6 protein-coding genes and 3 pseudogenes are annotated in these 10,191 nt (G+C 58.9%); 4 read left to right on the forward strand and 5 right to left on the reverse strand.

All coding sequences use genetic code 11. From position 1 onward, the window contains the following. Positions 1–230: 230 nt before the first annotated feature. On the reverse strand, positions 231–398 hold the full coding sequence (locus IVA92_RS22460) for a hypothetical protein (RefSeq protein WP_247276451.1): 168 nt from the start codon (positions 396–398) through the stop codon (positions 231–233). 270 nt (positions 399–668) lie between these two features. Between IVA92_RS22460 and IVA92_RS22465 the strand changes: the two genes are divergently transcribed. After that, a complete protein-coding gene (locus IVA92_RS22465) occupies positions 669–1,559 on the forward strand; it encodes a crotonase/enoyl-CoA hydratase family protein (RefSeq protein ID WP_247276452.1) in 891 nt (296 codons plus the stop codon). A 350-nt stretch (positions 1,560–1,909) separates the two neighbouring features. Here the strand turns inward: IVA92_RS22465 and IVA92_RS22470 are convergent, their stop codons facing one another. The 4 genes from IVA92_RS22470 to IVA92_RS22485 all read right to left on the reverse strand — a co-directional run bounded on the left by IVA92_RS22470 (position 1,910) and on the right by IVA92_RS22485 (position 6,238). Beyond that, a complete protein-coding gene (locus IVA92_RS22470; RefSeq protein ID WP_247276453.1) occupies positions 1,910–3,034 on the reverse strand; it encodes a P1 family peptidase in 1,125 nt (374 codons plus the stop codon). 154 nt (positions 3,035–3,188) lie between these two features. Continuing rightward, positions 3,189–4,601: an amidase gene (locus IVA92_RS22475; protein WP_247276454.1), complete on the reverse strand. Its 1,413-nt coding sequence runs from the start codon at positions 4,599–4,601 to the stop codon at positions 3,189–3,191. A gap of 479 nt (positions 4,602–5,080) precedes the next feature. Further along, positions 5,081–5,485 (reverse strand): hypothetical protein, encoded by a 405-nt coding sequence (locus IVA92_RS22480; RefSeq protein ID WP_247276455.1) that lies wholly within the window; start codon positions 5,483–5,485, stop codon positions 5,081–5,083. 399 nt (positions 5,486–5,884) lie between these two features. Further along, positions 5,885–6,238 (reverse strand): hypothetical protein, encoded by a 354-nt coding sequence (locus tag IVA92_RS22485; RefSeq protein WP_247276456.1) that lies wholly within the window; start codon positions 6,236–6,238, stop codon positions 5,885–5,887. 554 nt (positions 6,239–6,792) lie between these two features. Between IVA92_RS22485 and IVA92_RS22490 the strand changes: the two are divergent. The 3 pseudogenes from IVA92_RS22490 to IVA92_RS22515 all read left to right on the forward strand — a co-directional run. After that, a pseudogene (locus IVA92_RS22490) lies at positions 6,793–7,467 on the forward strand (IS3 family transposase); the annotation flags it as partial. Between the two features lie 657 nt (positions 7,468–8,124). After that, a pseudogene (ltrA, locus tag IVA92_RS36085) lies at positions 8,125–9,651 on the forward strand (group II intron reverse transcriptase/maturase). A 64-nt stretch (positions 9,652–9,715) separates the two neighbouring features. Then, positions 9,716–10,098 (forward strand): annotated as a pseudogene (locus tag IVA92_RS22515) (DDE-type integrase/transposase/recombinase); the annotation flags it as partial. Positions 10,099–10,191: the final 93 nt, after the last annotated feature.

Genomic DNA, 10,191 nt, shown 5'->3' on the forward strand with positions numbered 1-10,191 from the left:
TCAGGTGCTCAACAACGAATCACAACAGATTCTTCCGATTCAAGATTTCGCCTGCGGCGCGGCGTTCAAATCCGACGTCAAATGTGGGTAATTGAAAGCTCCTCGCTACGCTTACACCCGATCCCCGGCCATCGGGATCAGCGAGGGGGCCACCACGATGCAGTTGTGCCCAGTCCCTTTCAGTTGTCGATGCAGGCCATATCTGCAGGGACCGGCTTCGTAGCCAAAACTTACCTGCCGGTCACCCTTACCGACTTTCTCCGCCAGCTTGTCGATCTGATCGGCCCGAGGGGGATGATCCCCAAGTTACGAACTTCCCCGCCGTGCATCCCTTCGGCCACCGCAACCGAAATCGTCGCTTTGCGCACGTCCAGCCCTTCGAAAATGCTGTCGTTCATCGAGCCCGCTCCCCGTGCTTGAGGCCCGGCCGAACCATCCGGCGCACCCCTCGATAGGGGGTTGCCCGGGGCGATCCACCGGTGACCTCAGATGGCGAACATAGGGGTCATGTACAAGCATAACTCACGGAGTACTACTAGCCTTGGTAGGTTCGTTGTTCGCAGCTCTCAGATAAGTAAGGTAAGTAAGGCAATGCAGACGGTCTGGGAGACTTGCGTCGTGTAACATAGTAGCTCGCTGTTCATCTAGGGCAAGTAAAGGAAATATTCATGGCCTACAAGACCATAAAATATGAGGTCACCGAGCAGATTCTTACCATCAGTTTGAACCGGCCGGAAAGGCTCAACGCCTGTACCATCGCCATGGAACGCGACTTGGTCGACGCCTTCGATCGAGCCGATAAGGACGACGACGTTCGGGCGATCATCGTGACCGGCGAAGGCCGAGCCTTCTGCGCTGGCGCCGATCTTTCCTCGGGCGCCGACGCCTTTGATGCCGATGCGCGGCGCGAGCCGGTGAGACGGCTGCCTGATGGTGCGGCGGATTACAGCGATCCGAAACTCCGCGACAGCGGCGGCCGGCTCACGCTGGAAATCTTTAAATGCAGGAAGCCCGTAATTGCCGCGGTGAACGGGCCGGCGGTCGGTATGGGCGTAACCATGCAGCTTGCGATGGACATCCGTATTGCGTCTGAAGCCGCGCGCTTTGGGTTTGTGTTCTCTCGGCGCGGCATTGTGCCGGAAGAGGCCTCGAGCTGGTTCCTGCCGCGCGTCGTTGGCATCGCGCAGGCGCTGGAGTGGTGTTACAGCGGGCGGGTATTTACGGCCGAAGAAGCACTCGCCGGCCGGCTGGTCAGCAAAGTGGTGCGGCCGGATCAGTTGCTGCCCACAGCGCGCGCGCTCGCCCGCGAGATCGCCGAGAAGACCGCGCCGGTGTCGATTGCGCTCATCCGGCAGATGATGTGGCGCATGCTGGGCGCCGATGATCCCATGGAGGCGCACAAGATCGACAGCCGCGGAATGTATACGCGCGGCCGTTCCGCTGACGCTAAAGAAGGCGTGATGGCGTTCCTGGAGAAGCGGCCCGCAGTGTTCAGGAATAAGGTATCGGCCGACATGCCGGATTATTTTCCATGGTGGGTGGAGCGGGAGTACAAATAATCCCCGTCCCGGCCAGGCGGATTGCGAGACGGGAATTCGTTCTCTCGGGCAGGTGAGGGTTCTCTCAGGCAGGTGAGGATCGGCCCCATGCAAGGTCACGCCACATGTAGCCCAAAGCAATCGCAACGTGCGACTCCCGGAAAAGCTGGAGGCAGTATAGGGAGCAGCGGCAAGGTCAAGGAGCAGCTCGTGGGACATCGAACCCGTTTCTTGGTCATGGTGTCCTTCGTCGTCCGCCTCGGGCAGCTTCGATCGCACGGCGGAAGAGTGGAAAATAACTGCGAGAGGTGTCGATTGAGGCGGCAAAGCGTGCGCCTCTGGCGATTGCGATCGCTGTCGGACTTTTCTTCTTAACCAATCCGACCGTATTGTTTCAAAATGTCTACGAGCTGGCCCGGGCGGATAGCCTCAACGCGGAGACGATCATGAGGGGTGCCACCAATGTCCTCTGCCGCCAGCATGGCGTTGACAACGGCTTCCTCCACACTTTCAACCGCTGCAGCATAGACCGGGTCAAGGAACTCATCATTGACGATGTCGAGATTTAGGATCATCGGTGCGCGGTGTGCCATCGGCTGTACGTTGGCAGTCGAAAAGGCAAGAAAGATGTCGCCTGAACTGTTGCCTCCAGGCGTGCCGTTGCGGCCGATGCCAATCGCTGCGCGTCGGGCAAGGCGTTTCAGCTGATGGGGGCCCATAGGAAGGTCCGTCGCGGCCACAACAATTATAGAACCGCGCTCCTGGAGCTGGCTCTGGGGCGTCTCGTCCAGCAAGTGCTTTCCGACCGGGACGCCGCAGATCGTAAGCCAGTCGCGCTTTCCATGGTTTGCTTGCACCAGCGTACCGATTGTGTAGTCCCGGTTGCCGAAGGTAACCACCCGCGAGCTCGTGCCTGTCCCTCCCTTGAAACCGTATGCAATCATACCGGTTCCCCCCCCGCAATTGCCTTCAGCGATCGGGCCTGCCGCTAACGAGTCGAGTGCCGCGCGCACGTCCGACTCCGTCACCGGCATGCCGTTGATGTCGCTTAAGACACCGTCATAGGTCTCCGCGATCACCGGCATAAGCCAAAGCAGATCGCCGACTTCATAAGTCGAAGCGTAGCGCTCCAACATCCAACGGATGGTCGCATGATGTGTAATACCGATGGCGTGTGTGTTGGTGATCATCACCGGACCAAGAAAAGTGCCGCCGTCCTCGATCCAGTGCGTTCCAGTCATTTCGCCATTGCCGTTAAAGCGATGCACGCCGGCATAGACCGGAACGGGCGCGACGCTGCCGGAATGAGGGAGGATCGCAGTGACCCCCGTGCGCACCGGCAGCTTCCGACCGAGCCGCGGCGTTTCTTCAAGAATCGTCCGGAAACCGACGGTCATGCCCTCGACGTCCGTTATGGCATTGTAGCGGCCAGGTCGTCCAGTGAAGGGCAGCTCTAGGTCACGCGCGCGAGCTTTTATCTTACGAGACTTGTTCATGGAGTTCCGCCGAGAAGGTTGAGGCGAGCGATGGCACTGCGGCGCTACAGGATGGAAGATGCAGATAACCGGGATCGTCGCAGGATGTCGTATATCACCCCAACCAACGCACCCTTAGTTGACCTTGTAGAGGATTGTGGCTTATTGCCAGGTCTCAATTCCGTATCGGGCCGCGCGCGATCCTCGGGAAGACGAGACGCCCTAATGCACTTTCGAGAACGCGCGCTGCGGACAGGACGGTCAGGTCGTTGTAGCGAGCACCAACCAATTGGAGACCGACGGGAAGGCCATTGCGGTCTAGTCCACAGGGCAAAGAGGCTGCTGGCTGCTGCGTGAGATTGAAAGTGGGGGTGAATGGGCTGAAACTTTGACGGCCATGTGGATTATTGAGCCCGACCTCGAAAGGCGCAACTGGCATAGTTGGCGTGATCAGAAGATCAAATTTCTGATGAAACGCCGCCATCTGGGCACTAAGTTTGAAGCGAGCTTCTTGAGCGTCTTGATAGTCGGAAAGAGTTAGCGATAAACCCTGTTCAGCATACTCCAAAAAACCGGCCTCGAGTACGCCACGTTGCGCTTTGTTCAGCCGGTTAAGGAGCCGAGCGGCACCCGCATACCAAAACGTGTTGAACGTTTTCCGGTAATCATCAAAGCTTGGATTTGTCTCAATAACCTCTGCGCCGAGAGATTCGAGTTTCTGCGCGGCGGCATCAGTAAGGTCCAGAATGTCTGTCGACACATCCACGTAGCCGAAGTCTCGGCTATAGGCCACTCTGAGTCCTCTTAATGTCGATGCTAGCGGGACCTCACTGAACGGATATTCCGGACCGGCATTTCCGGATCTCACGTCTTTTTGGGCGATAACCCTCATCATGAGTGCCGCGTCAGCCACTGTGCGAGTTATTGGCCCGGTATGAGAAAGCGTAGTAAATGCGCTTAGCGGCCACTGAGGGACGTACCCGAACGTCGGCTTGAAGCCGAAGGTGCCTGTGAAGCTTGCGGGTATCCGTATTGATCCACCGCCGTCCCCGGCCTGATGCAGAAAACCGAGATTTAGCGCCGCGGCAACTGCCGCTCCACCGGATGACCCACCCGGCGTAAGGTTCGGATTCCAAGGGTTACGTGTTATTCCGAAAAGTGGGCTGTCTGTAACACCTTTCCAGCCAAATTCCGGAGTAGTGGTCTTTCCTAGGATGACGGCGCCCGCCTCGCGTAAACGAGCAGCGGCCGGAGCGTCGATATCCCACGGCCCATCTCCGCTGGTTGCCTTCGATCCCCAGCGCGTAGGCATTCCACGACTGAGTTCGGTGTCCTTTAAAGTTACCGGCACCCCGTCGAGTAAACCGACCGGCTCGCCTCGCATCCACCTGAATTCTGAGCTTCGTGCTCGCGCCTTCGCCTGCTCAAAGGCGACGAAGCAGAATGCGTTCAGCTCGCGATTTGCTTCATCGATGCGCTGCAAGCAGTCATCGACCACCTCAACAGGGGACAGTTCCCGGCTCTTAAAGAGGGCAAGACAGTCACACGCGGTAAGATCTGCAATCAGCGTTGCCGGCTTCTCAGACATTTGCCTTCCCATTGTTGTATTGGAGTTCGCGGCCTTTTGGCGCATCGAGACAGGAGCACTGTATTCCACTTCAGCGCTCGTTCCGTGCAAAGGGCCGCCCGCGCACGCCGAAATCCTGCTTGCTGAACAGATGGCATGAAAGAATTCGCGCTGAGACCTCGAGGAGCGGGGGCAATCCAACACGCAGAGCGCACCCTGCGTACCGTCACGCGCACCGCTGTCGGGCACCCCACAATGTGGAATCCGCAAATCAACGCTGAACCGTCCGGGCCCAAGCGGCCGATCAGATTGCCGGCCGGGTCTTCCGGGACCCGCCGGCCCAGCGGCGCACCCGGTTGGCAAGCCAATCCGCTGCTTGTGGACAGGCTTTCCAATAGGTGAGGCGTTCGACACCTCGTAACCATCCGGTGAGGCTTTCAATTACCCACATCGTCGACGAGTTCTGATTGAGAGGTCGAAGGCGATGTCGCTGAGGCGAGTTAGGCTTCGTCACATGACCATGTTTCCTGGCAGCGGATCGTAGTTGCGTGCGAGGTAGCCGCCCAGCATGGCAATCTGGAGCCGAGGGTCTTGCGCGCGATACGCGGCTTGGACCGCGACGCATCGATAGCATCTAGCGTCGCGATTTTGGTTGAGGTGAGGACTGTCTCCGGCGCAGCACCGGGCTGAGCTCGTGCGAATATGGAGAGGAAGAAGATGCGCCAGCTGACCATTGCGATGAGGGCGAGGAACTTGGTCAGCCGCTCGGCGGTCTCAAGCCTCGCCTCCTCGGCGCGGCAGCCGGACTTCATTACCTTGTGAAAGACCTCTGCTTTCCAGCGCAAGGCGTACCATTCGAGCTTCTCAATGTGGATGGTGAAATCTCCGACAGGCAGATTGGTCACCAGCTTCCAGTCGATAGGCGGACGGCTCGCCGGCGGGTCATCTCAGGGCGTGAATGTAGGTGAGAAGCTGAGGGCTGTATCGCTTCTGCTTGCCGACGTGCGGCAAGTTTGGATGGCGGCGAACTTCACATGCACGCACACCGTCTCGTCCTGTGCGACCGCGACGCAATGGCGTCCCGCCCAAGGCGCAGCCGAGAGCTGGGCGGAAACCGGATGAGCTCCATCCCGTGACTCTGCGCCGGCGGGCGTGCCGGCCAATCGATTGGTCTGCACTCGCACTAGAAAGCGCGTGTCGAGATCGTGCGCTAAGCAAAAGAGCTCGTAGATGTCGCTCTCGAGGTCGCCACATGTACGCAGCGTTCCGGCGTGCCCACGAGCGCCATCGACTGGCGCAGGTTCTCAAGCCAGCGATAGCTTTCCTTCGTCTCGATGGGTACACGCGTGGGGTTCACATGCCTCTCGAGCCTCCAGGTCCCCTTGAACTTTGTGCGTGTCCAGAACTTCGCTGCCGTCAGCCCGAGCGGCGTGCGGCCCAAGGTTGCAGCCAGGCTCGAATGCATCAGCACCCCGCACAAAGTTACCACGTTGGGGCTGTCCCGCCTTATAACGTCCGGCGTTGATGGTCTTGGTCAAGCCGATCTTACCCGGCTGCGCACGGCTGTAAATGAACTCAGTGGTATCCTGCAGAATGAGGATCGGTCCGTCGCTCGCCGCGCAGCGCATGGCGGTCACGGCAAAATGGCCGGCCAGCATTCCATGCTCCGTAACCCGCGGATTGTCGAAGAAGCGATAGGCCGCCTTCGTCGCCGCTCAGTCGCCGCACGCGGCCGGGACCCGTTGGCTAGGTGCCGCCGACATCTGATCAAGCAGGCGGCCAAATCGGCGCGCCAATCGCTTGTCCGGCAGCCCTGCCGAAATGACTTTGTCGTCTTGCCAGCCCGCAGCACCGGCTCCCGTGTCTCCGCTCATCAGTCACGCGTCCGCGAATCGGCGTCACAAACAGAATCATAGCGATTCAACCGATGCAAATCCTACGCACGAGATGTGGGTAATTGAAATCCGCACCGGAGGCTTACGACACCTCCGGCAGCTGACGCGCCGAATCTGCGTGAGGTGATGCACGTCATTTAACAACCGGCTGCAGCTTGATCACCTGGAATGAAGGGTTGACTAGGCGGAGACGGGACCATCTGAGCAAACCAACCTTTTGATCAGATCCGTGAGCTGGTCCCGCAAATCTGAACAGCGCGATAAGTGGAGTTTCTGCCTGACGGCGGGCAAGATTGACCCGCGAATCAGGAGAGACGATGAGCAGACGAGCCCGGCGGAACCACACTGCGACTTTCAAGGCGAAGGTGGCGCTTGCCGCCGTCAAAGGTGACCGCACGCTGGCGCAACTGGCGGAGCAATTCGACGTTCACCCCAATCAGATCACATCGTGGAAGGCGCAGCTCGAAGGCGGCGCTGCCGATGTGTTCGGTCAGGGCAACGGGAGTCGGATCGCCGAGCCCACCATCGACGTGAAGTCGCTGCACGCCAAGATCGGCGAGTTGACGCTGGAGAACGATTTTTTAGAAGGAGCGCTCACCAAGGCCGGATTGCTGAGCGCAAAGCGATGATCGACCGTGAACACGATCTGCCGATCAGCAAGCAGGCGGAGCCCTGAACATCAGCCGCGGCAGCGTCTATTACCTGCCGCGTCCGGTGTCGCCCAAAGACCTCGCGCTGATGCAGCGGCTTGACCGGTTGCATCTGGAGTTTCCTTTCGCCGGTTCGCGTATGTTGCGAGGCCTGCTGGCTGCCGAGGGGTGCAAGATCGGCCGTCGGCACGTCAAAACGCTGATGCGGCGGATGGGAATAGAGGCGCTCTACCGCCGTCCGCGCACCACCCAACCCGAGCCGGGCACAAGATCTATCCATATCTGCTGCGCGGTATGGAGATCACGCGTCCGAACCAGGTCTGGGCGATGGACATCACCTACAGTGCGCCTCGCCCCACATTTGGGGAAGCGCGTATGACTGGAATGCAAAAGCGAAAGGAGGAAGAAAAAAAATGACTTGTCCCCTGCTGTGAGGGGACATGAGCCCAAGCGGCGGTGACCTGTCGTCAACTGGCAGGGTGACGTAGCCCGCAGGTAAAGGGGATTGAGGCGAAGCTGTTAAGCCGAGATGGTCCCCGAGGCTGAAGTATTGGAAGGTTGAGGAACACGAACCGGTTCACCCGCATCTGAGGGCTGAAATGTCGCCTCCGCCTACACGGCTTAACAGGTGGAATGCTGATGATGTCGCCGGACAGATATGACGGCCGGCATCCGAACGCGAGCCCAGATGTAAGGACGCTCGCGAGGGGTCATGGGGAGAACGCAGCCAGACCATGGCATCGGCATCGACTTGCGGAAAGCAAGGGAAAAGACTGCGACCGGCAGCCTCACCAATACGATGACGTCCAGCATATGAACGAGGGAAGGCATGATGGAATACCCACGACGCTTTGTGTCGCAAGGGAGTTGACCCTGACGTCCACCATGCTGGCGGAGTTTCCGTAGTAGTCCGCGGCAGGGAAAGCCTGCCACATGGCGAAGGGGAACAGTTCAAACTGCTTGGAGTGCAAACTACCTGACCCAATGAGGTGAAGACCTTTGATAATCAGTGAAATGCAGCACAAGCTCGCGACATGGGCCGGGAGCGATCCGAACCGAAGGTTCGATCGCCTCCTTCGGCTGATTGCCAACCGGGAATGGCTTGCCGAGGCCGCTCGGATTGTTCTGGCGTCAAGTGGCGCACGAACACCGGGCATCGACGGAATAGATAAGCAACGACTGCAGGTCAGATTGGATCAGCATCTGGATGACCTGCGGAAAAGCCTGCTGGAGGAGAGTTATCACCCCCAGCCGGTGAAGCGAATCTATATCCCGAAAACCAACGGCAAGCTACGCCCACTGGGTATTCCGACTCTGACGGAACGCATCGTCCAACGAGCCATGCTCATGGCCATGGAGCAATCTGGGAAAGCGACTTCCATCGCCTATCCTATGGCTTCCGGCCTGAAGGGAACGTGCACCATCCCGTCCGCACCGTGAAGATACAGCTCCAGGATGGAGCCGACATGACGAGGGGCCGCTGGATCATCGAAGGTGATCTGGCAAGCTACTTCGACACGGTCCATCACCGGCTGCTTATCAGATGTGTGCGGCGACGAGTGCAGGACGGGCGGTTTGTTGATCTTCTCTGGCGGTTCCTGAAGGCAGGTCACATTGACCGTGACCTGTTTACAGCCTCCAGCAGGGTGTTCCGCAAGGTGGCGTGCTGTCACCGCTCTTGTCCAACATCATGCTCCACGAGTTTGATGCGTGGCTGGAGGCGAAATACCTGAGCGACAAGGCTCGCAAGGACCGCTGGGCATGGAACTTCGGCATCAAGCTTGGCCGCCCGATTACGGTTCGAGAGAACCGGCAATGGAAGCCGGCGGTTGCTTACTGCGATACGCTGACGACTTTGTCGTCATCGTAAAAGGGACCAAAGCTCAAGCAGAGGAAATCCGCGAAGAATGCCGCGCCTTTCTGGAAGGCAAGCTGAAATTGACGCTGAATATGGAGAAAACCCATATCACTCACGTCAATGACGGCTTCGTCTTTCTGGGGCACAGGATCACTCGCGAGCGAGGGTCGCACGGGCGCATGTCCGTCGTCACAACGATACCCAAGGAAAAGGCGAAGGGGTTTGTTCGCAGGCTCACTGAAGCCCTTTCCGGCAATCATAGTGTCAGCACGGTCGACATGATCGCTGGCCTGAACCGTCAACTGCCGGGATGGGCAGCGTTCTATAAGTTCACCGACTTCACCGCGCACGTATTCCGGCGCATCGACAATGTCGTATTCTGGAAAATGGCGCACTGGCTGGGGCACAAATACCGGTCTCGCATCAAACCTTTGATGCGGAAATGGTACCGACCCCCGGAACCGGGCAAGGCGAAAACCTGGCTCGTGTTTGGTCGAAATGAACGCGGCGGGCCCCACGGAAAAGCACTTTACCGGCTTGTCTCAAGTCCGAAGGCGCAGTTCCGATGGCGCAATCCGGAAGAAAATCCCTACATCTTCCGAAAAGAAGCCCGCAGCACTGTCACCTCGCACTATCAGGATGTTGCTATGGCCATGGGCCAAGCTTGAACAGAGAGCCGTATGCGCTGAAAGGTGCACGTACGGTTCGGGGAGGAGAAGCGCGCTCGCGCTTCTTACTCCAATCCCGATGGCACGAGGCTTCGTCTATCTGGCCGTGGTGCTGGACTGGGCGACCCGCCGGGTGCTGTCGTGGCGGCTGTCGATCACCATGGAGGCTGCATTCTGCGTCGCGACACTGGAAGATGCCCTGGCCCGTCACGGCAAGCCGGAGATCTTCAACACCGACCAGGGCTCGCAGTTCACCGCGCGGCGTTCACCGGAATGCTCGCCGACAATGGCATCACCATCAGCATGGACGGCCGGGGCGCCTGGCGGGACAACGTGTTCGTCGAGCGGCTATGGCGCAGCGTCAAATATGAGGAGGTGTATCTGCGGGCCTACGACAGCGTCAGCGAAGCTCGCGCATCGATCGGCCGTTATTTGGACTTCTACAACTGCGCATCAGAACACCCATTTGGCTATGTTGTTGAAGAGAAGAGACTTTGTTGATCGGGATGCGATCCTGCGGGGTATCTTGGGTTCTGCCGC

It is taken from the genome of Bradyrhizobium sp. 154 (assembly GCF_023073875.1).
Taxonomy (GTDB): Bacteria; Pseudomonadota; Alphaproteobacteria; order Rhizobiales; family Xanthobacteraceae; genus Bradyrhizobium.